The organism is Celeribacter neptunius, from assembly GCF_900113955.1.
Classification (GTDB): Bacteria; Pseudomonadota; Alphaproteobacteria; order Rhodobacterales; family Rhodobacteraceae; genus Celeribacter; species Celeribacter neptunius.
Genome location: NZ_FORH01000001.1, coordinates 920,099 through 940,147, shown reverse-complemented (window position 1 = coordinate 940,147; position 20,049 = coordinate 920,099). Strand labels below are relative to the sequence as shown.

Annotated in this window: 21 protein-coding genes; 10 read left to right on the top strand and 11 right to left on the bottom strand. The window is 61.8% G+C overall.

Features of this window, described 5'->3' with window-relative positions; all coding sequences use genetic code 11:
• Positions 1-12: 12 nt before the first annotated feature.
• Both BM151_RS04600 and BM151_RS04595 read right to left on the bottom strand, forming a co-directional pair.
• Complete coding sequence (locus BM151_RS04600) at positions 13-1,209, bottom strand: multidrug effflux MFS transporter (RefSeq protein WP_090058154.1); 1,197 nt, start codon at positions 1,207-1,209, stop codon at positions 13-15.
• A 149-nt stretch (positions 1,210-1,358) separates the two neighbouring features.
• Positions 1,359-1,997 carry a DsbA family oxidoreductase gene (locus tag BM151_RS04595; protein WP_090058149.1) on the bottom strand — a complete coding sequence of 213 codons (639 nt, stop codon included), beginning with the start codon at positions 1,995-1,997 and terminating at the stop codon, positions 1,359-1,361.
• Between the two features lie 371 nt (positions 1,998-2,368).
• On the opposite strand from BM151_RS04595, the gene BM151_RS04590 reads away from it, so the two are divergent.
• Both BM151_RS04590 and BM151_RS04585 read left to right on the top strand, forming a co-directional pair.
• Positions 2,369-2,620, top strand: coding sequence for a hypothetical protein (locus BM151_RS04590; protein WP_090058144.1), 252 nt, complete (start codon positions 2,369-2,371; stop codon positions 2,618-2,620).
• Positions 2,621-2,801: 181 nt separating this feature from the next.
• Positions 2,802-3,434 (top strand): helix-turn-helix domain-containing protein, encoded by a 633-nt coding sequence (locus BM151_RS04585; RefSeq protein ID WP_177213020.1) that lies wholly within the window; start codon positions 2,802-2,804, stop codon positions 3,432-3,434.
• A 329-nt stretch (positions 3,435-3,763) separates the two neighbouring features.
• Here BM151_RS04585 and BM151_RS21940 read toward each other — a convergent pair whose 3' ends face one another.
• Genes BM151_RS21940 through BM151_RS04575 form a run of 3 tightly spaced genes read right to left on the bottom strand, consistent with a single transcriptional unit; the run spans position 3,764 to position 5,860 of the window.
• Positions 3,764-3,886: a hypothetical protein gene (locus tag BM151_RS21940; RefSeq protein ID WP_281245289.1), complete on the bottom strand. Its 123-nt coding sequence runs from the start codon at positions 3,884-3,886 to the stop codon at positions 3,764-3,766.
• A gap of 4 nt (positions 3,887-3,890) precedes the next feature.
• Positions 3,891-4,019, bottom strand: a complete 129-nt coding sequence (locus BM151_RS04580; RefSeq protein WP_143093036.1) for an entericidin EcnA/B family protein — start codon at positions 4,017-4,019, stop codon at positions 3,891-3,893.
• Positions 4,020-4,045: 26 nt separating this feature from the next.
• Positions 4,046-5,860 carry an extracellular solute-binding protein gene (locus BM151_RS04575; protein ID WP_090059195.1) on the bottom strand — a complete coding sequence of 605 codons (1,815 nt, stop codon included), beginning with the start codon at positions 5,858-5,860 and terminating at the stop codon, positions 4,046-4,048.
• 373 nt (positions 5,861-6,233) lie between these two features.
• Here BM151_RS04575 and BM151_RS04570 point away from each other — a divergent pair, with 373 nt between their 5' ends.
• Complete coding sequence (locus BM151_RS04570; RefSeq protein ID WP_090058132.1) at positions 6,234-7,007, top strand: 3-hydroxybutyrate dehydrogenase; 774 nt, start codon at positions 6,234-6,236, stop codon at positions 7,005-7,007.
• Between the two features lie 43 nt (positions 7,008-7,050).
• Positions 7,051-8,130, top strand: a complete 1,080-nt coding sequence (locus tag BM151_RS04565; protein WP_090058127.1) for a patatin-like phospholipase family protein — start codon at positions 7,051-7,053, stop codon at positions 8,128-8,130.
• A gap of 75 nt (positions 8,131-8,205) precedes the next feature.
• On the opposite strand, the gene BM151_RS04560 is transcribed toward BM151_RS04565, so the two are convergent.
• From BM151_RS04560 to BM151_RS04545, 4 genes are all read right to left on the bottom strand, one after another.
• On the bottom strand, positions 8,206-8,430 hold the full coding sequence (locus tag BM151_RS04560) for a hypothetical protein (RefSeq protein WP_090058122.1): 225 nt from the start codon (positions 8,428-8,430) through the stop codon (positions 8,206-8,208).
• Between the two features lie 190 nt (positions 8,431-8,620).
• On the bottom strand, positions 8,621-9,367 hold the full coding sequence (locus BM151_RS04555) for a DUF502 domain-containing protein (protein WP_090058117.1): 747 nt from the start codon (positions 9,365-9,367) through the stop codon (positions 8,621-8,623).
• 110 nt (positions 9,368-9,477) lie between these two features.
• The gene (locus tag BM151_RS04550; protein ID WP_090058114.1) at positions 9,478-10,386 is read right to left on the bottom strand and encodes a pseudouridine-5'-phosphate glycosidase; all 909 of its coding nucleotides are present in this window, start codon (positions 10,384-10,386) and stop codon (positions 9,478-9,480) included.
• Positions 10,383-11,288 (bottom strand): PfkB family carbohydrate kinase, encoded by a 906-nt coding sequence (locus tag BM151_RS04545; RefSeq protein WP_090058110.1) that lies wholly within the window; start codon positions 11,286-11,288, stop codon positions 10,383-10,385. The genes BM151_RS04550 and BM151_RS04545 overlap by 4 nt, the downstream gene beginning before the upstream one ends.
• 212 nt (positions 11,289-11,500) lie before the next feature.
• On the opposite strand from BM151_RS04545, the gene BM151_RS04540 reads away from it, so the two are divergent.
• From BM151_RS04540 to tsf, 4 genes are all read left to right on the top strand, one after another.
• Positions 11,501-12,520, top strand: coding sequence for a hypothetical protein (locus tag BM151_RS04540; RefSeq protein WP_143093035.1), 1,020 nt, complete (start codon positions 11,501-11,503; stop codon positions 12,518-12,520).
• Positions 12,517-13,917: a hypothetical protein gene (locus BM151_RS04535; RefSeq protein WP_090058104.1), complete on the top strand. Its 1,401-nt coding sequence runs from the start codon at positions 12,517-12,519 to the stop codon at positions 13,915-13,917. The genes BM151_RS04540 and BM151_RS04535 overlap by 4 nt, the downstream gene beginning before the upstream one ends.
• Positions 13,918-14,117: 200 nt before the next feature.
• The gene (gene rpsB, locus BM151_RS04530) at positions 14,118-14,903 is read left to right on the top strand and encodes a 30S ribosomal protein S2 (RefSeq protein ID WP_090058101.1); all 786 of its coding nucleotides are present in this window, start codon (positions 14,118-14,120) and stop codon (positions 14,901-14,903) included.
• 161 nt (positions 14,904-15,064) lie between these two features.
• Entirely contained in the window at positions 15,065-15,940 is an 876-nt protein-coding gene (gene tsf, locus BM151_RS04525) for a translation elongation factor Ts (RefSeq protein WP_090058097.1), read from the top strand.
• A 448-nt stretch (positions 15,941-16,388) separates the two neighbouring features.
• Here tsf and BM151_RS04520 read toward each other — a convergent pair whose 3' ends face one another.
• Positions 16,389-17,075, bottom strand: coding sequence for a helix-turn-helix transcriptional regulator (locus tag BM151_RS04520; protein ID WP_342714540.1), 687 nt, complete (start codon positions 17,073-17,075; stop codon positions 16,389-16,391).
• 231 nt (positions 17,076-17,306) lie between these two features.
• A complete protein-coding gene (locus tag BM151_RS04515) occupies positions 17,307-17,753 on the bottom strand; it encodes an Lrp/AsnC family transcriptional regulator (RefSeq protein WP_090059193.1) in 447 nt (148 codons plus the stop codon).
• Positions 17,754-17,969: 216 nt separating this feature from the next.
• Here BM151_RS04515 and rocF point away from each other — a divergent pair, with 216 nt between their 5' ends.
• Together rocF and BM151_RS04505 are read left to right on the top strand one after the other, a co-directional pair.
• Positions 17,970-18,911, top strand: coding sequence for an arginase (gene rocF, locus BM151_RS04510; protein WP_090058088.1), 942 nt, complete (start codon positions 17,970-17,972; stop codon positions 18,909-18,911).
• Positions 18,908-19,984, top strand: a complete 1,077-nt coding sequence (locus BM151_RS04505; RefSeq protein WP_281245288.1) for an ornithine cyclodeaminase — start codon at positions 18,908-18,910, stop codon at positions 19,982-19,984. Before rocF ends, BM151_RS04505 begins: the two co-directional genes overlap by 4 nt.
• Positions 19,985-20,049 lie beyond the last annotated feature (65 nt).

Genomic DNA, 20,049 nt, shown 5'->3' with positions numbered 1-20,049 from the left:
TGAGCCGCCAGGTCAGCCGTCCTTGCGCTCCAGTCGGAACAGCAGCAATGCCAGACCGGAACAGATGATGCCCGCCGTCATCACCGGGATCGGCGTGCCGTTGAAGGCCAGCCCCACCGGCGCGGCGATCAGCACCGATCCCATGGTGAACAGCGCTCCGATCACCGAATTGGCCAGCCCGGCCAGGCGTCCGAGTGGCACCAGCGCCAGAGCGTTGAGGTTGCCAAAGGTGAAAGCGTTGATGAAGAACATTGCCACAGACCACAGAAAGAACACCACAAATCCAAACTGACCAATGGCGACGCCGGCGAGATTCAGTGCGACGGCGAGCGTGGAGGCGATGAGCGAAATGCTGAAGCCCAGCCGGATCATGAAATGCATGCCGAGCCTGGTCACCAGCATGCCGTTCAGAATGGCGCTGATCGCGGCAATGAGGGCGGTGGCGCCGAACCAATAGGGGAAGCTTTCGCCCAGACCGTAGGTCTCGTCATAGATCTGCTGCACCGAGGAGAGGATCGAGAACATCTGGGCGAAGCCCAGGGTCAGGATCAGCGTGTAGATCCGCACGTTGTAATTGCCGAGTACTTGGCGCACCCCGGCGGAGAGGTCGGCCCGGTTGAGGTGTCGATGATTGTCAGGGTCCAGGGTCTCGCCCTGGCGCAGGCCGAGCCAGGCGGCGCCGGTGAGGCCAACGAGGACGAAGGCGCCGAAGATGCCGTGCCAGCTGAAATGCGCAATGATCAGTGCGCCAATCGAGGGCGCGGCCGCTGGCGCGAGCATGAAGATGGTCATGACGAAAGAGGTGATCCGCGCCATTTCCCGACCTTCGTAGAGGTCCCGGACCATGGCGATCCCGACGGTGCGGGGGAAGGCCCCGCCAAATCCCTGAATGGCGCGCCCGAGCAACATCATTTCCATGGAATTCGACAGGCCGGCGACCACTGCGCCAATGATGTAGAATCCAAGCCCGGTCAAAATGATAGGTTTGCGACCGAAGTGATCGGAGATCGGGCCGGAGATCAGCGTGCCAAACCCCATGCCAAAGACAAAGGCAGTCAGCACGAGCTGGGCGCGATTGACATCATCCGGGGTCAGGTCCGCGGCGATCTGCGGCAGGCCCGGCAACATGGCATCGATCGAAAAGGCGACCGTGGCGAAGAGCAGGGCGAGAAGCACGGTAAATTCAAATTGCGGCAATCGGCGCGGCATCGGGAAATCTCATTCATAAGGAAGGCGCGGCGAGCCTAGGGGCAGGGCGCGAGTTTGACCAGTTGCCAGTCGCGGGCAGCGCCTCTGCGTGAATGCACAGAGCGAGACCTGGTTCCGGCGGGTGGGGCGGCGGTTTTCGCGGCGCGGCTCTAGAGCGGGTTATGGCCGCTCAGCTCGTCGATGACATTGAGCCAGAGCTCGGTCGGCTGCGCGCCCTCGACCACATGCTGGTTGGCGATGATGAACAGCGGCACGGCATTCACCCCGCGGTCGCGGGCGTGACGGTCGCGGCGGCGGATCTCATCGACATCGGAAGAGGTGTCGAGCACCCGGCGGATCGCGGCGGCGTCCATGTCGAGCGTGCCGGCAATTTCGGCCAGAACATCGCGGGAGCCGATGTCACGGCCTTCCTTGAAATAGGCGCGGAACAGGGCGGAGACGGCGGCGGTCTGGCGCCCCTCGATGCCGGCCCAATGGATCAGCCGGTGGGCGTCAAGCGTGTTCGGCGTGCGGGTGATCTTGCCGAGGTCTACATCGGGCATTTCCCGATGCATGATCTCGACGATCGGCTGATAGGCCTTCATCGCGCCTTCGGTGCCATGAAATTTCGCCTCGAGATAGGCGAGCCGCTCCATGCCTTCCGGCGGCATGCTCGGGTTGAGCTGGAACGGGTGCCATTGGATCGCGAACGGATGATCCGGCCGGGCCTCCAATGCGCGATCGAGCCGGGTCTTGCCAATGTAGCACCAGGGGCAGATCGGATCGTGGAAAATGTCGAGGGTGATCATGCGCGTCTCCTGGGCGTGCGTTGGGCGGCTGTGTCGTGATCGGTGTGTCGCGATCAGCGGTCGTGACATGAGATTGTCGCGTTTTCTAACCGATCTGTGTGCGGAGCAGGAAGGGCGAAATAAGGAAAACGTTCCGTTGCTTCACTTTCTTGGATAATCCCGATGTTCTCATTGACCCATATCTTGTGTTTTGCCTGGGTTTGCAAGTTTGCAAATTCGGGGTGTTCTGGCTGTGTTCATCATTTATTCACTGCTTTGCACCCATAGATCGGGCTGGAATTGTTGCAAGCCGCGCGCCGTGACGGGCCAGGAAAACCGTGGTTAAATCACTGCAACGATGTCATTTATTCAGTTTCGATAGGGTCACCGCCATGTCCACACAGGTTAAAACGCATCTTACGAGCTTTCAGGCGAGCTATCAGGGGCGCGCCCCCCATGCGCCGCTCGATCCGGCCGGTTTCCGTCACCGCATGCGGCTTCCGATCGCGACCTTGGGTCTCGGGCTTGTGGCCGCGCTGGCAATCGCCGGTGGCGCGCTCGACAGATTTGTCGTCGGACAGTCCGTGACCGGCGGGCTGAGCGAGCTGGAATTCCTTACCGGCGAGTTGCCGCCCGTCGAATGAAGATCGACTGAAACAAGCCGCGGGCCAAGACAGTGGTCCGGCGCAGCATTAGGGCAGGCACACCTGCGAGCAGTCCCCCCAGACCCATCCTGCCCCAAAGAGCCCCCGAAGATGCGATGAACAGCATCCGGGGGTTTTCTTTTGCCTTTTCATGTCGCCGGACTGCGCGCTACAAGGGCGCATGGACGAGGATCAAAAGACACCCAGCCTGATCAGACTGGCGCGTGAAGGCGCCGAGGGCGCGCCAGAGGAGGCGCGGCCGCTCGATCTCGGCCTCAGGGTGCGGGATTTGCGCAAGGCACGCGGCTGGACGCTGGAACAGGCGGCGACACAGGCCGGGCTGGCGCGTTCGACTTTGTCCAAGATCGAGAACGGCCAGATGTCGCCCACCTATGATGCGCTGAAAAAGCTCGCCGTGGGTCTGGAAATCTCGGTGCCGCAGTTGTTCACCCCGCCGAAAAAGGCGCAGATCTCCGGCCGGATGGCGGTGACGAAATCGGGCGAGGGCGCGGCCCATCCGACGGCGACCTATGAGCACGAGATGCTCGCGGGCGCTTTGACCAAGAAATCCATGCTTCCCTATCGCGCCACGATCCGGGCCCGCAGTTTCGAGGAATTCGACGGCTGGGTGCGCCATGATGGCGAGGAGTTCCTCTATGTGCTCACGGGCGTCATCAAGCTGATCACCGAATTCTACGAACCGGTCGAGATGCGCCGCGGCGACAGCGCTTATTATGACGCCTCGATGGGCCATAACGTGATCTCGGTCAGCGCCGAAGATGCGACGATCCTCTGGGTGACGTCGCTGGGATAAGCGGCGCGGTCTGTGCGGGGCCGGTTTGCGGGGCGGAGGGAACCTTGGCGATGTCTGACATGAGGGCGTGCGCCGGACCGTGGGCTGGCGCATCCGATCTCTGTGGTCGGCGATTTATGTTCGCCAAAGCCGATCAAGATCAATCCGTTGCACGGGGATGACAAATGCGCCCGACCGCGGGGACGCGTCATGCCGGAGGCATGCTTTCAGCATGACCGCACGCCCGGGCAACTGCGTTGCTATTCCGGGCGGATGCGCGAAGTTCTGAACGTCCCCTAGAGACTCTGTGCCGGCATATGGCGGCATGCATCGCGCCCCGAGAAACCTGCTCAGAACACCGCTTTGCCGGTGGTCTTGACCACACCTGTGGTGGCTTTCACCCCGGTCCGGGCGACGGCGCAGCCCGTGAGCGCGAGGCTCACGAGGCCGATCAGGGCGAGCCGTGTCAGCATCGGCTCAGAACCAGCCCTGAACCGTGCGCGACGCGCCGGTGATGTCTTCGCCAACGCCTGCGACGGTGCCGCAGGAGGCCAGAGTGGACGTCAGGGCGAGGGTGAGGAGGAGGGCGACTGCTGCTTTTCTCATGGTCATTCTTCCCGTTTCTTTAAGGGTTATTCTTCCCAGTACCAGGTCATTTCCCGCCACATGATCCAATCGCCGTAGAGCGGCAGGGGCGTCGGATAATGCAGCTCTTTCACATGCGCGTCGAAGCTTTCATTCCACGCGTAGAGAGGAATGGCATAGCGCCCGGCGGTGAGCAAGCGGTCCAGCGCCCGGGTGGCGGCCAGCGAGCCTTCGCGGTCCGTGGCATCCAGCATCCTGGCGATCATCGCATCCACCACCGGGTCCTTGACGCCCGCGATGTTGCGCGAGCCGGGCGTGTCGGCGGCCGCCTCTCCGAAATAGGCATATTGCTCGTTGCCGGGGCTTAGGGACAGGCCATAGCGCACCGGGGTCATGCCGAAATCGAATGTTTCCATCCGCTGGGTATATTGCGCCTTGTCGACGACGGAGATCTTCGGATCGATGCCAAGTTGCTTGAGCATCTGCGTGTAAGTGTCGATGATCGATTGATTTTCATCATCGCCGACCTTGAGGACGATTTCGAAGGTGAAAGGCGCACCGGCGGCGTTTTTCATCGCCCCGTCCTGCACGGTCCAACCGGCCTCTTCCATCAGTTTCAAGGCCCGGCGCATGGCGCCGCGGTCCAGCTCGCGGCCCGAGGTCTGCGGCAATTCATAGCCTTCGAGCACACCGGGCAGGAGCTGGTCGCGATAGGGGGCCAAGAGCTCCAGCACCTTGCCCTCGGCCGGGCCGGGGCGCATGCCCAGCGGCGAGTTGGAGAAATACGAGGTGATCCGGGTCTGTTTGTTCTCGGTCTGGGCCTCGTTGATATAATCGAAATTGAACGCCTCGATCATCGCTTGGCGCACCCGCCAATCGGCGAATTGCGGCAGGCGGGCGTTCATCGCAAAGCCGGTCATGCCCGTCGGGCGTTGATGCGGGATCACCGATTTGATCACGTCGCCACGGGTCACGGCGGGGAAGTCATATTGCTCTTCCCAGGTCTGGACATTGAATTCGCGATGCGCATTCAGCTCGCCCGCCTTGAACGCCTCGATCACCAGCGAGGGATCAGCGAAATATTCGAACCGGATGGTGTCGAAATTCGCCTGACCACGCATGAAGGGCAGATCCTTGCCCCAGTAATCGGGATTGCGGGTGAGTTCGAGATACATGCCCGGTTCGGTCTTGCTCACGACATAAGGGGCCGAAGTGACCGGGATCTGATCCATACCGGACTGGGTAAAATCCTTGTCGTCCCAATAGGCTTTCTTGAGGATCGGCCGCATCGCGACGAGCAGTGCCAGCTCGCGGTTTTCCACGTTGAAGCTGAATTTGACCTTGTTCGGGCCGGTCTGTTCCAGCGTTTCGATCTGTCCCCAGAGCGCGGCATAGCGGCCGTGGCCCTCGGTACCCAGAGTCTCGAATGACCAGATCACATCCTCGACCGTCACCGGCGTCCCGTCGGAGAATTTCGCCTCCGGCCGCAGGGTGAACTCGACCCAGCTGCGGTCGGGATCGGTCTCGACCGTCTCGCAGAGCAGGCAATAGAGGGAGAAAGGTTCGGAAAACGCCCGGCCCATCAGTCCCTCGGCCATCAGAAACCGCAGCTGCCAGGGGGCGTTGCCTTTCTGGATGAACGGGTTGAGGCTGTCATATGTGCCGCCTTCGCCGGTGACGATCGCACCGCCCTTGGGGGCCTCCGGATTGACATAGGGCAGGGCGGTGAAATCGGCCGGAAGTTCGGGATTGCCATACATGGCCAGGCCATATTGCGGCGCGGCAAAAGCGGCATTGCTGGCGATGAGAAGCGCCAAAGTCGCAGCGCTTCTTTTGAAACTCCGGGAAGTCAGATATGCCATGATCGAAAGGGTGCCTCCGCCCATCTTGTTATTTCTGCCGAACCTACGCCGACGGAACTGTGTTTTCAAACTTTTAGCTTGGAGTGCGGCAAGGAAGCGCGTATAAAGTAATCACTGCTCGATAGGTTTCTTGCCTGTATGAAACCTGCCTCAATAACTCAGCGCCCGCCTTGTGCGGGCGTTTTTTTTGGTTGAATTTCATGCGGAAAGCCAAGCAGGCTTGGCTCAAATGCCTTTCAAACAGTCACAATGGAAACCATCTCTGATCTCGATCATGGGATCGTGAGAGCGATTCTCGCCTTCGTGAAGCGATTCTCTCTTTGATTTGCAGCCGCAGCATCTAAGTTGTGGGCATAGCGAAGAGGAGATTATCATGACATTGAACGGGAAAACCGCCGTGATCACCGGGTCGAACTCGGGGATCGGGCTTGGGGTGGCGCGCGAACTGGCCAAGGCCGGCGCCGATGTGGTGCTGAACTCCTTCACCGACAGCGACGAGGATCACGCGCTGGCCGAGGAGATCGGCAAGGAATTCGGCGTCACCGCGCGCTATATCAAGGCCGATATGTCGAAGGGCGACGAATGCCGAGCCCTGATCGAGAAAGCCGGTGCCTGCGATATTCTGGTCAACAATGCCGGCATCCAATATGTCGCCGGGATCGATGAATTCCCGGTCGAGAAATGGGATGCGATCATCGCCATCAACCTGTCTTCGGCCTTTCACACCACCGCGGCGGCGCTGCCGGTGATGCGCAAGGCGGGCTGGGGCAGGGTGATCAACATCGCCTCCGCCCATGGCCTCACCGCCTCGCCCTTTAAATCCGCCTATGTGGCGGCCAAGCATGGCGTCGTCGGGCTGACCAAGGTGACGGCTTTGGAGACCGCCGAGGAACCGATCACCTGCAACGCGATCTGCCCGGGCTATGTGCTCACGCCGCTGGTCGAGAAACAGATCCCCGACACGATGAAGAAATACAACATGGACCGCGAGACCGTGATCCGTGAGGTGCTTCTGGAGCGGCAACCGTCAAAGCAATTCGCCACGGTCGAGGAATTGGGCGGCACCTGTGTCTTCCTGGCGTCTTCGGCGGCCAATCAGATCACCGGCACGACGATCTCCGTCGACGGCGGCTGGACCGCGCTCTGAGCCAAGGCCGCAAGGGAGATCCATCAGACGAGGGGAGCCGGTCATGGCCAAACGCCCGCAGACACATCCAAAGACACATCCGAAAACAAGGAAGAACGTCAAGCGGATCAACCTGGCGCTTCAGGGTGGCGGCGCGCATGGCGCCTTCACCTGGGGTGTTCTGGACCGGCTCCTGGAACATGAAGAGGTCGAGATCGCCGCGATCTCCGGCACATCAGCGGGCGCGCTGAACGGCGCGGCGCTGGCCGCCGGGTTGACCCGTGGCGGGCGCGACGAGGCCAAGAAAACGCTCGATGCGCTCTGGGAAGACATGGGCGCGGTCTCGGACATGCGGCTCGACGCTTGGATGAGCCAGTTCGGCCCGGCCACCGCCGTGGTGGCGGGGATGATGCGCGCCTCGATGCCGTTTCTCGACTCGATCGCGACCCTCACCAGCCCCTATGTCTACGGGCCGTTCTATCAGAACCCGCTGGCAGCAGTGGTGGAGAATTTCGACTATGAAGCGCTCTGTGCCACGGACGGCCCGGCGCTGTTCATCTCCACCACCAATGTGCGCACCGGCAAGATCCGGGTGTTCACGGATGGCGATGTGACGACCGATGTCATCCTTGCATCGGCCTGCCTGCCGGAGCTGTTTCAGGCGGTGCAGATCACCGATCCCGAGACCGGCATCACCGATCCCTATTGGGATGGCGGCTATACCGGCAACCCGGCGCTGTTTCCGCTGTTCGAGCCGCAGTTTCCCCAGGATGTGGTGATCGTCAATATCAACCCTCTGGAACGTCCCGGCACGCCGAAAAGCCCGGAAGAGATCCAGAACCGGATCAACGAGATCTCGTTCAACTCCTCGCTGTTGCGGGAGTTGCGTGCGGTGCAATTCGTGCGCGACCTGATCGCCGAACACCGTTTGCCGGAAGGGGCGATGAAGGACGTGTTGGTGCATATGATCGCCGATGACGATCTGATGCGGGAGCTCTCGGCGACAACGAAAATGGTGCCCTCACCTTTGTTGCTGTCGCGGATGAAAGAGGCGGGGCGGGACGCCTGTGACCGCTTTCTCGCCGCGCATTTCGATGATCTCGGTACGAATGCGAGCGTCGATCTGCAACAGATGTTCGGCTAGCCTTAAGACAAAAAAAACGGCCCGCGTGGGGCCGTTCCTTCTCGTCAGGATGGTGGTCCGGATGACCGTGTCGGCTCAGTAATCCATCACAGCCGGAGCGGCTGCGGAGTCGCTGCTGCCGGAGACGGCAACCGCCACCAGCGCGATCAAGAGCAGCGGCACCACCCAGCCTCCGGCGGAGGAGGTGGAAGCCTCTTCGACGATGACCGGTTCTTCCATCATCGGTTCCGAATAGCCCCCCGCGAACGCGGTCGAGGCGAGCAGTGTCAGTGCCATTGCACCCGTGAGAATTTTTTTCATGAGATAAACCCCCTGTTACTCGTTGGCGACGGGCCCCCCGTCCTCCTTATCAGGCGCCTTTTTCAGGCTTGGGTCAAGAAAATGTGATGACTGCTGCACATGGGAAAAAATGGCGCGTCTTCCCCGTTCGCGCAAACATCTTCACCTTTCAGCCCGAAGGGCAACGCCTTCGATGGCAAAAGGGGCCAGATTATTCCGGCAAGTCCGAAGAGGCGATCGGGTGGTTCGGATCTTTCGGGTTGGGGTAGACCAGACCGGCGGAGATCACCAGTTTCGCGGCATCTTCGACCGTCATGTCGAGGATGATCACATCTTCTTTCGGGAAGAACAGCAGAAAGCCCGAGGTCGGGTTCGGCGTGGTCGGGACGAAGATCGACAACAGCCCGTCCGGGGTCGGGGTGCGTTTCTTCACCTCGCCCTTGGCCTCGGTCGACACAAAGCCGATGGCCCAGATCCCCTTGCGCGGGTATTGGATCAGACAGGCCTTCTCGAACGAGGCTTCGGATTGTGCAAACACCGTCTCGGCGATCTGTTTCACGCCGTTGTAGATCGAGCGCACGATGGGCGTGCGGTCCACGAGGCTTTCGGCCCAGCGGATCAGCGAGCGACCGACCAGCCCCTTGGCGATCCAGCCGACCACCACGGTGAAGATCAGGAAAATGATCACCCCTGCGCCGCGCAGGTTGATATGAATCTGATCGCCCGGGTCGGTATAGCCGAGGAACCGGTTGATCAGCGCATCCGGATGATAGCCCGAGGGCACGAAGGTCAGGACCCAGCCATCGACCCAGCCGATCACCGTCCAGATCACATAGGCGGTCAGGCCAATCGGCGCGACCACCACCAGACCGGTCAGAAACGCCGCCCGCAGATGGGCGAACAGGCCCGGGCGATGCGGTTTCGGCGGGTGGGTCTCTTCTTCGAACGGGTTGGTCATTTTCGGGTCCAGTCTTGGGCGACGGCGCGTGCGGCTCTCGCTTTCGGCGAACTTATGTGCCGTTGGGTTAAGAGACAATAAGGCGGGCGCGAAAACTCTTCAGTTCTGCGTTATTTGCCCAAAGCCGTGGCAATTTTGGCGGCGAGCCGGGCGTTGTTGCGCACCAGCGCGATATTGGCCACCAGAGACCGGCCCTCGGTCAGCTCGAACATGCGCTGCAACAGGAAGGGCGTGACCTCCTTGGCGGAAATGCCTTTTTCTTCGGCTTCGGCAAGGGCCGTCTCGATATAGGGCAGGATCACCTCGGCCGGAATCTCGTCCTCTGCCGGGATCGGATTGGCCACCAATTGCCCGCCTTTGAGCCCCATTGCGGCGCGGGTCGCGGCGCTTGCGGCGATCTCTTCGGCCCTGTCCATCCGTAAAGGCGCGGTGAGCCCGGAGCTGCGCGACCAAAACGCCGGGACCTCGTCCTGTCCGAAGGCAATCACCGGCACGCCATGGGTTTCCAGCACTTCAAGCGTTTTCGGAATGTCGAGAATGGCTTTCGGACCGGCGGCCACCACGGTGACGGCGGTCTCGCCCAGTTCCAGCAGGTCGGCGGAAATGTCGAAGGTCTCCTCGGCGCCGCGATGCACCCCGCCGATGCCGCCGGTGGCAAAGACGCTGATCCCGGCGATCGCGGCGGCGATCATGGTGGCGGCGACGGTGGTCGCCCCGGTGGCCCCGCGGGCGATACAGACCGGCAGATCGGCGCGCGAGACTTTCATCACATCCTTGGCCTGCGCCAGCGCGATCAATTGCGTCTCGGTCAGACCGATATGCAGCACCCCGTCCAACACGGCGATGGTGGCGGGCACGGCGCCCGCCTGGCGCACGTCCTCCTCGACCATCTGCGCGGTCTCGAGGTTTTGCGGGTAGGGCATGCCATGGGTGATGATGGTGGATTCGAGCGCCACGACCGGCTTGCCCTCGGAGAGGGCGGTGGCGACTTCGGGCGAAAACATCTTGGGGAAGGTCATAGGGGGGTATCTCCGGAAACATAGAGCGCAGCGGCATCGAGTGCGTTGATCAGCGCCTCCTCTTCGGAGGCGCCATTGACCTCGGCCGCGATATGGGCCGCCATGAATGTGTCGCCCGCGCCGGTCACGCGGGCCACCAGCACCTCGGGCGGTGTGTGGGTGAGGGTGAGGCCGTCGCGGGCCATGGTGGCATCCTTGCCGCCATCTGTGACGAGCACGCGATGCGCGCCTTTGCCGATCAGGGCCTGCGCCGCCTCGGAGGAGCTCGCGTAGCTGGCGTGACCGAGGATCGTCGCCTCTTCGAGATTGACGTAGAGCGTGGCACGCGGGTGGTTCAGCAGTGGCAGGAGCCGTTCGGCCTTGCCCGGGCTGGCCGGGGCCACCCTGAGATCGGCCTCGGCGAAAAACGGCGAGACGGCAATCTCGCGCAGAAGCTGTGTCGTCAGGTTGCCGTCCAAAGCGATCCGGCCTGAATAAGGCGCCTCGGCGGAGCCAAGCCGGCCATCGCGCAAGGGCCGCAGGATCTTGTCCCCGGCGGCCTCGAGCGAATGCGCATCGGCGATGGCGGCAATCAGCCCGTTCGCCCCTTCGACCGCCATATAGGCATCGGTGGGCAGGTCTTCGGAACGATAGACATGGGCGGTGCCGATGCCGCGCACGGCGGCAGCATCGATCAGCTCTTCGCCTGCCGGATCACGGCCGATGGCGGTCAGAAGATCGGGCGTGAGGCCAAACCGCGCCAGCGCCATGGCGATGTTCATCGCCACACCGCCCGGCACACGCACGATCCGTCCGGGCACATCGGAGCCGACGCGCATCGAGCGATCGGTACGGCCGATGATGTCCCAAAGCACGGAACCGATGCAAAGAATGTCAGTCTGGGGCAGGTCTGTCTTACTCATGACAGTGTTGGTGCACCGCTTCGCCGGGTTTCGCAAGCGCACTCCGGTCATTTTCGCCCAAGCGGTTAAAAATTTTGTCGAAACTGCCCGCCAATTTGACGGGTGTCATTGCACGACTGGTCTGCGTCGAGTGCAAATCGGGGCATCGCCCGGCCTGCTCGGAGACGGTCCCGAGCCTGCGGGGACAGGGCGATACGAGGGAGGGGGACGTTATGCTCAGGTTTAAAGCTGACCGCCTGTGGCGCGCTGTAATCTCTGATGTAATATCTGGTGTGGTCACCGGCATGATCAGCACCGGGTTCGGTGTCGCAACTGTGATGGCGGCACAGGCGCAGGAGGGCGCAACGGATCGTGGCGAGATGCTCTATGTTGCAGCTGAAAGCTTTCGGCAATCGGCGCAGGACAGCCTGCCCATGGCTGTTGTCTCCGGTGTCTCGGATCGGGCGCGGATCGATCTTGCCGAGATCGCCGATCTGTTGAGCGCGGACGAAGGCGCGGCGCTGTTCTCGGCCATGGTGGCGGGCATGCGCACGCATCTCTACGGGAGCGAGAGCGCGGCGCCGATGGCGATCTATCTCGATGCCTTTGCCGATGTCGCGCTGGTCGCGCAGTTGGCGCCGCAGGGAGAGCTCGTCGAGGTCACGCTGGTGCCGAACGAGTTGTGGCGGAGCGAGGCGGCGGCGTTCACCCTGACCGCACCGTGGCAGGCGCTGGAACTGCCCGGGGAGATTGCGGTCGGTCTCATGGCCGCGGAAACGGACGCGGCGCTTGCGGAGCAGTGCGACGACATCGGCGCGGCCTGTCTCTGGTCCCGTTTCACCGATGAGGAGCTTGACCAACGCATGATGGTTGCCAGTCTGCGCTGGCTGCAAAGCGAGGCGCAGGCCGGCGCCGTGCTCGATGATCGCCCCGAGGCCCGTGCCGCATGGACGGCCTGGCAGGGGCTCTATCGCGAGCTGGCCTTGGGACAGGCCGGGGCCAGCGGCCTGTCCGAGGCAGATCTCGCGCCGATTCGCATGATCGCGCCCGAAGCCTGGGACGCCTTTGCCCCCGCCGGATTTACCGCTGCCGAGGATGGAACCGGGCAGGTGATGCTGCAATCGCGGGTCGCGCCGGATCTCTATCTGACACTGGATTACGCGCAGGAGGCGCCGGAATTGCGCGCCGCGCGGCTCTTGGCGCTTTCCGCGTTCCCGGCGCATCTGGACGATTTGAGGGAGGCCCTGAAATGACCCGGCACATCTCTTTCACACCGCTTCTCCTGTCGGCTTCGATTTTGGCCCTGGCCGGTGGCCTGCCGGGCCTGGCGCAGGTCGCGGGCGGCACGGCACAATTGTCGACACAGGGCCATGACATCACCGATTACCTCGAGGACGGGTTGATCTATGGCGGCGATCAGGCGACGCGCGCCGATCTCGGCAAAGCGCTCGAAGAGTTGCAGGACAGCCGGCTCTTTCAGGGCCAGTCCGACAAGATCCAGAACAGCATCGACTATTACACCCAGCGCGCAAATGACCCGAGCCTTAAACGCGCCGTCCAAAAGGATGCGGCGAAGAACATCAAGCGGCTGAAACTGACCGACCGGCTGGCGGCAGCGGACAAAAAGGTGAGCCTGTTGGAAGGTGCCCGCAACATGCTCAACCTGATGGATTTCGTGAGCACGGCGGCCAAGGCGGCGGGCCATTTCGCCGAGGGCGACAGCACCGGGGCCGCCGGTGTGATCGCCCAGGATGTGACCAAGAAACTCTCCGAAGGGGCAGGGGCGGCCGCTGGCGGGTTTCTCCCGGTGCCCGGCAGCTCCGCCTTTGGCGCCTATGCCGGCAACAAGCTCTATCAGGACAAGATCGCGCCCGTGGTGGCGAAACGCGAACAGGAGGTCCGTGATCAGGAATATCGCGACCGCTATCTCGGCAAGCCCTGGTTGCGACCGGTCGAGGTGATGGACAAGGATGGCAAGACCCGGGTGCTGGACGACGATCTCTATGTCGAGAAAGGCACCGGGGTGATCAAGCGCCGCTCGCCCGAGGCGCAAAAGGCCTTTGAAACCCATGCCAAGCAGGTCTGGAAGGAACGTCAGGCTCTGGGCGCGCTGCACGAACAGCTCAGGAATGGTGAGATCAGCCAGGAGCGCTACGACAAGATGTTTGCGGATTACGCGGCGCATGACCGGTTTGCGCAATGGGACCCCGAGGGCGCGGCCGCGCGGATCGACGCGGCCGAAGAGATGCGCAAACAGGCCGAAGACATGGCAAACGGCGAAGAGACCGAGGCGACGGAGGGTCCAGGCAAATCTCTTGATGAGATCGCTGTGCGCAAGGTTCGCGCCAGTATCGTCGAAGAGAGCGAGATCGGCACCGCGATCATCGGATTTGAATTCTACAACGTCGGAGCGCTCGAAGAGGGCTATGGCGCCGCAGCGGTGCATATCCAGTTCAAACAGCTCTGGCCCGAGGAGACGGTGATCAACTCGACCACCACGGGGACCTATTCCGGCGGTCCGAACGGGGTGCTGAGTTTCACCTTTGACGGCACAGAAGTGAGCTGTCAGGTCTCGGGCGGGCGCACGATCACCTGTCAGGGCACCTCCGGGGCTATCTCCGACCCGTCGGCCTTTGCCAACTGGCCGTAAAGCTGGCAAAACCATCTGCAGCAGCCCGGGCGCGCGGGAAACGCCGCACAGGGGTTGCCAAACTTCGAAAACCGCTCTATACGCGCGGCACTTCACAGGCGGAGGCGGGTCCTCGGGGGAGACATCCCTGAATGATCCACCGGTTGGGGCATAGGCTCTGAGACCCTCCGCTCAGGCGTTAAACCGGAAAGGAAACACGAATGGCGCTTCCCGATTTCTCCATTCGTCAGCTCTTGGAAGCTGGCGTTCACTATGGCCACCAGACTCAGCGTTGGAACCCGCGTATGCAGGAGTTCATCTACGGTGAGCGTAACGGCATCCACATTTTCGACCTGACCCAGACCGTCCCGATGCTCGACCAGGCTCTGCAGGTCGTGCGCGACGTTGCTGCCAAGGGCGGCCGCATTCTCTTCGTCGGCACCAAGCGTCAGGCCGCTGGCCCGGTTGCCGAAGCCGCCGAGAAATGTGCGCAATACTACATGAACCACCGCTGGCTGGGCGGCACGCTGACCAACTGGAAAACCGTTTCCCAGTCGATCCAGCGTCTCAACGCCATCGATGAGACCCTTGCGTCCGGCGCCGAAGGCCTGACCAAGAAAGAGCGTCTCAACATGGAACGCGACCAGGCCAAGCTGCAGGCGTCGCTGGGCGGCATCCGCGAAATGGGCGGCGTGCCGGATCTTCTCTTCGTCATCGACGTCAAGAAAGAAGATCTCGCCATCCTCGAAGCCAAGAAACTGGGCATTCCGGTTGTGGCCGTGGTTGACTCCAACTGCTCGCCGAACGGCGTCGATTACATCATCCCGGGCAATGACGATGCGTCGCGCGCCATCTCGCTCTACACCGATCTCGTGGCCCGTGCCGCGCTCGACGGCATGACCGCCCAGATGGGCGCTGCCGGCGTTGACCTCGGTGCCTTCGAAGAAGCCATCGCCGAAGAAGCGATCGCGGAAGAAGCTGCTGCCGAGACCCCGGCCGAGGCCTGATCTTTCACGGCTGCGCCATTTCGCGGAGCAGCCGTTACAAAATTGATACGGGGGCAGGGTAATCCCGCCCCCGGAACTTATCCCAACGTTACACGCGCCTCGCCTTTCTCTGATGGCTCAGATCAGAGGCGTGACGCTTTAGACATTCGAGGAGAGCCGATATGGCAATCACTGCTGCTCAGGTGAAAGAACTGCGCGAATCCACTGGCGCGGGCATGATGGACGCGAAAAAAGCGCTGGTCGAAACCGATGGCGACATGGAAGCCGCTGTGGACTGGCTGCGCACCAAAGGCCTGGCGAAAGCCGCCAAGAAATCCGGCCGTACCGCCGCCGAGGGTCTCGTGGCCGTTGCCGTCGATGGTGGCGTGGGCGTCGCCGTCGAGGTGAACTCCGAAACCGACTTCGTTGGTAAGAACGCAGAATTCCAGGCCATGGTGAAAGACATCGCCGGTGCCGCTCTCGGCGTCGCCGATCTCGAAGCCCTGCTGGCTGCCGAAATCAACGGCAAAGCGGTTTCCGAAGTGATCACCGACAAGATCGCCACTATCGGTGAAAACATGTCCGTGCGCCGCATGGCGAAAATCGAAGGCGATCTGGTTGTGAACTACGTGCACAACGCCGCCGCTGACGGTCTTGGCAAAATCGGTGTTCTCGTGGCCCTCAAAGGCGGCGACGAAGGTTTTGGCAAACAGGTTGCCATGCACATCGCAGCGGCCAACCCGGCTGGCCTGAACGAAGCTTCGCTTGACCCGGCCGTGGTCGAGAAAGAGCGTCAGATCCAGATCGACATCGCCCGCGAGTCCGGCAAGCCGGAGAACATCATCGAGAACATGATCAAGGGCCGCATGGCGAAATTCATCGCCGAGTCGACCCTGCTCGGTCAGGCGTTCGTGGTGAACCCGGATCTGACCGTCGAGAAAGCCGCCAAGGAAGCCGGTGCCGAAATCCTCGGCTTCGTGCGTCTCGAAGTCGGTGAAGGCATCGAGAAAGCCGAAGAAGATTTCGCGGCTGAAGTTGCGAAAACCCTTCAGGGCTAAGGCCACAGCCAGCGTTTCTCGCGAACCGCAGGCAAAGGTCCGATGACACCAGATGAGATCGAGAGGGCTGCCCCAGGGGCGGCCCTTTTTTGATGCGAGAGCGGGGGGAAGCTGGTGGGCCTGTCGCATTTTGGCATGCGTTTGTTTTGCACCGCGCGCATCAACAGTTGGCCGATTTTCGCACGGGAGAGCGACGGCGTGCCCGGATGAACTGGTTAAATTTGCAACTAAAAAAGGACCGCAAGGCCGACTATAGACCTGCGATCCTTGAACAGAGCGATGGTAAGCCCAATGACTCTGGCGATCCCATACTCAATGTCCCAAAGGCTAAGCCTCGAAAGCCGGAACAATATCAGTGTGTTCCGTGAGCCGCGATTTTGAAAGTACGCGATCCCTTACTTTCGGGCGAAATATTCCGTCAAATTTTAGAGATTGCCCGTGAACCGCTTCAGAAGGTGAACATTTGATTGTGGAACGAGGCTTTCAGCACCGCCTGTGCCGTGGTTTCGACGCTGAGCGACTCGCGCGCCAGCCGCAGATGTTTCTCGACCGTGGCCTTGTTCAAACCAAGGATCTGGGCGGTATCGCCGACCGTCTTGCCATCGCCGATCCATTCGAGCACCTCGCGCTGGCGCTTGGTCAGGATGCGTTTCGGCAGGGGCAGGCTGATCAGCTTCAGATGCGCGACGCCACAGATCAGCTCGATCTCGGCGCCATGTTCGGCCCAGATCGCATCGGCATCCTCCTGTGTCCCGGAGTGCGGTTCGAGCGACATGCCGATCGCGCCCTTGGCCCGTTTCAGGGAATGCGGAAAGGCCAGGGTATACCCCGCGGTGACGCCGGATTTCTGATTGAAATCCACGACTTCGCGTTCCTTGTCATTCAGGTTGTGCAGATTGTCGCGGATCCAGCCCCAGGAACAGGCACCGGTGTTCTCCACCGCCCAACGGACCATCGGACCATTGCGATAGCGGCCTTCGAGGAAATAGCCCTTCATGTATTCCGGGCCGAAATTGGTCAGGAACAGATGGTCATTGTTGTCGCCGAAACCGGAGTCGGTGTGAAAGCGGGTGAAGCCATAGAGCGCATGATGAAACCCGGCCTGTTTCAGCCGTTCCAAAACGGTTTCCCACACTGTTTCCACATCCGTCGTAGCAAGAATGTGTTGAACCAGATCCTGCACTCGCTTGTCTCCCGTTGCGTTTAGAATAGGAACAACGCCGGGCGGGCGCAAGATGCCCCATAGCGGCGCGGCTCAAGCCACGATATATTGCGGTTACTCCTGAGGCGAGGGAGGTGCAAGCGCGATCCATTTCGAATCTGTCGCCGCCCCAATCTGTCACCGCCCCTGTGCCAATGCGCTCAGTTACCCCACCACATGCGCCAGAAGCAGGCAGCTTTCGGAATTCACCACCCCGGGGACCTCGCGGATGTCGCGCAGAATCCGGTCGAAATTGACCAGCGTATCTGTGCGAATATCGACGACCAGGTCCCAGGCGCCATTGGTGGCATAGACGGTGGAGACACCGGGAATGCGGGTCAGGGTGCGGATCACCTGGCGTGACATCTTGCCTTGCAGCGCCACCAGGGTGATCGCCCGCACCTCGCCCTCGACATCCACATCAGTCTCGATGGTGAACCGCCGGATCCGCCCGTCGGCGACAAGCGTCTCGAGCCGGGCCTTGGCGGTGTTGCGCGACAGGCCGGTCTGTTGCGCCAGTTCGGTGATCGACATGCGGGCATTATGGCGCAGGGCGGCGATAATGGCCTGATCGTTCTCGGAGAGGGGGCTCTCGGGGAAGGAATTCCGCATTTTGCTTTTCTCGCTTATCAGTTTGCTCAAAACTATCTGAAAAATGAGCAATTTTAAAGGCGAAGACCGCAAGGAATTGCGGGATAGTGGACGCGGACTATTGTTGAATTGGCCCGGCCCCAATTGGCCTGTCTTCGAAAAACGCACAGCTTTTGCGAATTCCCTGACCCCGCGGGCCCGCCTTTTCAACAGCTTGACACGCACAAAGGATGACACATGACCCGATCCTGTCTGATCCATGGGGCGCCGATCGAAACCGGCGCATCGCAACGCGGTTGCCTGATGGGCCCCGCCAGCCTGCGCACCGCGCGGCTGATCGAGACGCTCGCCTCGTTGGGCTGGGCGGTCGAAGATCGCGGCGACGTTCAGATCGCCCCGCAGGCCCCGATGGCGTTCGGCAATCCTGCGGTGCACAACCTCGCCGAGACCCACGCCTGGATCGCCGCATTGGAACCCGTGGCCTATGCGGCGGCGCGCGACAGTGATCTGCCGATTTTCATCGGCGGCGATCATTCCATGTCGGCGGGCACGGTCCCGGGTGTGGCGCGGCGCGCGGCGGAAGAGGGGCGGCCGCTTTTCGTGCTCTGGCTCGACGCCCATCCCGATCTGCACACGCTTGAGAGCACCGAGAGTGGCAATCTGCACGGCACGCCGGTGGCCTATTTCACCGGACAGTTTTCCTCGGAGGCGGAGCTTGCCGCCTATCCGCCATTGAAAACCGCCGTGGCGCCGGAAAACATGTGTTTCATGGGCATTCGCTCGGTCGATGCGGCGGAACGTGCACGGATTTCTGATCTCGGCATGGAGGTGCATGACATGCGCGCCATCGACGAGACCGGCGTGCTGGTGCCGCTCCGGGCCTTTCTCGAACGGGTCAGGGCCGCCAATGGCCGGCTGCATGTCTCCTTCGATGTCGATTTTCTCGAGCCGGGGATTGCGCCTGCGGTGGGCACCACCGTGCCCGGTGGCGCGACCTTTCGCGAGGCGCATCTGATCATGGAAACGCTTTGCGACAGTGGCCTTGTTGGCTCGCTCGATCTGGTCGAGCTGAACCCCTTCCTCGATGAGCGTGGCCGCACCGCCAAGCTTTTGTGTGATCTCACGGCGAGCCTGTTTGGTCGCCGCGTTCTTGACCGTATGACCCGGAGTTTCGGATGATGGATATGACAAAACCCGCCCCCGCGCATCTGGCGCCTTCTGAGCTGGCCTATGTGCCCTTCGTCTCGGTCCACAATATGATGCGGCTGGTCAATGCCATGGGGGCGGAGACCTTCATGGCCGAGCTGGCAGCCTATATCGAGGCGGATTTCAAACGCTGGCCGGAGTTCGACAAAAGCCCGCGCGTTGCCTCGCATGTGCCCGGCGGCGTGATCGAGCTGATGCCCACCGCCGATGCGGAGCTTTACGGCTTCAAATACGTCAACGGCCACCCGAAGAACACGAAAACCGGTCATCAGACGGTGACCGCCTTTGGTGTCTTGTCCGAGGTTTCGAACGGTTATCCGGTGCTTCTGACCGAGATGACGCTCCTGACCGCGCTGCGCACGGCGGCGACCTCCGCGCTTGTGGCGAAATATCTCGCGCCCAAGGGCGCCGAGGTGATGGCGATGATCGGCAATGGCGCGCAATGCGAGTTTCAGGCGCTCGGGTTCCGGGCGCTCACCGGTATCACCCGGCTACGGCTTTATGACATCGATCCCAAGGCCACCGAGAAGGCCCGGCGCAATCTTGAAGGGCAGGGGTTTCAAATCACCGCCTGCAAGAGCGGCCAGGAGGCCGTCGAAGGGGCACAGGTGATCACCACCTGCACCGCCGACAAGCAATATGCCACCATTCTCACCGACAACATGGTCGGTGCCGGCCAGCATATCAACGCCATCGGCGGCGATTGCCCGGGCAAGACCGAGCTGCATCGCGACATCCTCAGCCGCGCCGAGATTTTCGTCGAATATCCGGAACAGACCCGGATCGAGGGCGAGATCCAGCAATTGGCCAAGGATCATCCGGTTACCGAGCTCTGGCAGGTGATGCGCGGCGAGGCACCGGGGCGGATCGATGACAAGCAACTCACTCTGTTCGACAGTGTCGGCTTCGCGATCGAGGATTTCTCGGCGCTGCGCTTCCTGCGCGACAAGGTGGCGGGCACGGATTACGCCGAACCGCTCGACATGCTGGCCGACCCGGACGATCCGCGCGATCTCTTTGGCATGGTGACCCGCGCCCGGGGCTGAGCGTAAATCTCAAACCGGCACAGAAAAGCCCTCCGGGTGACCGGAGGGCGCTCTGCAGGGGAAAG

Bases quoted from the DNA above. Each gene is read 5' to 3' on its own strand.
- BM151_RS04600 (WP_090058154.1), bottom strand. From the start codon at position 1,209: ATGCCGCGCCGATTGCCGCAATTTGAATTTACCGTGCTTCTCGCCCTG.
- BM151_RS04595 (WP_090058149.1), bottom strand. From the start codon at position 1,997: ATGATCACCCTCGACATTTTCCACGATCCGATCTGCCCCTGGTGCTAC.
- BM151_RS04590 (WP_090058144.1), top strand. From the start codon at position 2,369: ATGTCCACACAGGTTAAAACGCATCTTACGAGCTTTCAGGCGAGCTAT.
- BM151_RS04585 (WP_177213020.1), top strand. From the start codon at position 2,802: ATGGACGAGGATCAAAAGACACCCAGCCTGATCAGACTGGCGCGTGAA.
- BM151_RS21940 (WP_281245289.1), bottom strand. From the start codon at position 3,886: ATGCTGACACGGCTCGCCCTGATCGGCCTCGTGAGCCTCGCGCTCACG.
- BM151_RS04580 (WP_143093036.1), bottom strand. From the start codon at position 4,019: ATGAGAAAAGCAGCAGTCGCCCTCCTCCTCACCCTCGCCCTGACGTCC.
- BM151_RS04575 (WP_090059195.1), bottom strand. From the start codon at position 5,860: ATGGCATATCTGACTTCCCGGAGTTTCAAAAGAAGCGCTGCGACTTTG.
- BM151_RS04570 (WP_090058132.1), top strand. From the start codon at position 6,234: ATGACATTGAACGGGAAAACCGCCGTGATCACCGGGTCGAACTCGGGG.
- BM151_RS04565 (WP_090058127.1), top strand. From the start codon at position 7,051: ATGGCCAAACGCCCGCAGACACATCCAAAGACACATCCGAAAACAAGG.
- BM151_RS04560 (WP_090058122.1), bottom strand. From the start codon at position 8,430: ATGAAAAAAATTCTCACGGGTGCAATGGCACTGACACTGCTCGCCTCG.
- BM151_RS04555 (WP_090058117.1), bottom strand. From the start codon at position 9,367: ATGACCAACCCGTTCGAAGAAGAGACCCACCCGCCGAAACCGCATCGC.
- BM151_RS04550 (WP_090058114.1), bottom strand. From the start codon at position 10,386: ATGACCTTCCCCAAGATGTTTTCGCCCGAAGTCGCCACCGCCCTCTCC.
- BM151_RS04545 (WP_090058110.1), bottom strand. From the start codon at position 11,288: ATGAGTAAGACAGACCTGCCCCAGACTGACATTCTTTGCATCGGTTCC.
- BM151_RS04540 (WP_143093035.1), top strand. From the start codon at position 11,501: ATGCTCAGGTTTAAAGCTGACCGCCTGTGGCGCGCTGTAATCTCTGAT.
- BM151_RS04535 (WP_090058104.1), top strand. From the start codon at position 12,517: ATGACCCGGCACATCTCTTTCACACCGCTTCTCCTGTCGGCTTCGATT.
- rpsB (WP_090058101.1), top strand. From the start codon at position 14,118: ATGGCGCTTCCCGATTTCTCCATTCGTCAGCTCTTGGAAGCTGGCGTT.
- tsf (WP_090058097.1), top strand. From the start codon at position 15,065: ATGGCAATCACTGCTGCTCAGGTGAAAGAACTGCGCGAATCCACTGGC.
- BM151_RS04515 (WP_090059193.1), bottom strand. From the start codon at position 17,753: ATGCGGAATTCCTTCCCCGAGAGCCCCCTCTCCGAGAACGATCAGGCC.
- rocF (WP_090058088.1), top strand. From the start codon at position 17,970: ATGACCCGATCCTGTCTGATCCATGGGGCGCCGATCGAAACCGGCGCA.
- BM151_RS04505 (WP_281245288.1), top strand. From the start codon at position 18,908: ATGATGGATATGACAAAACCCGCCCCCGCGCATCTGGCGCCTTCTGAG.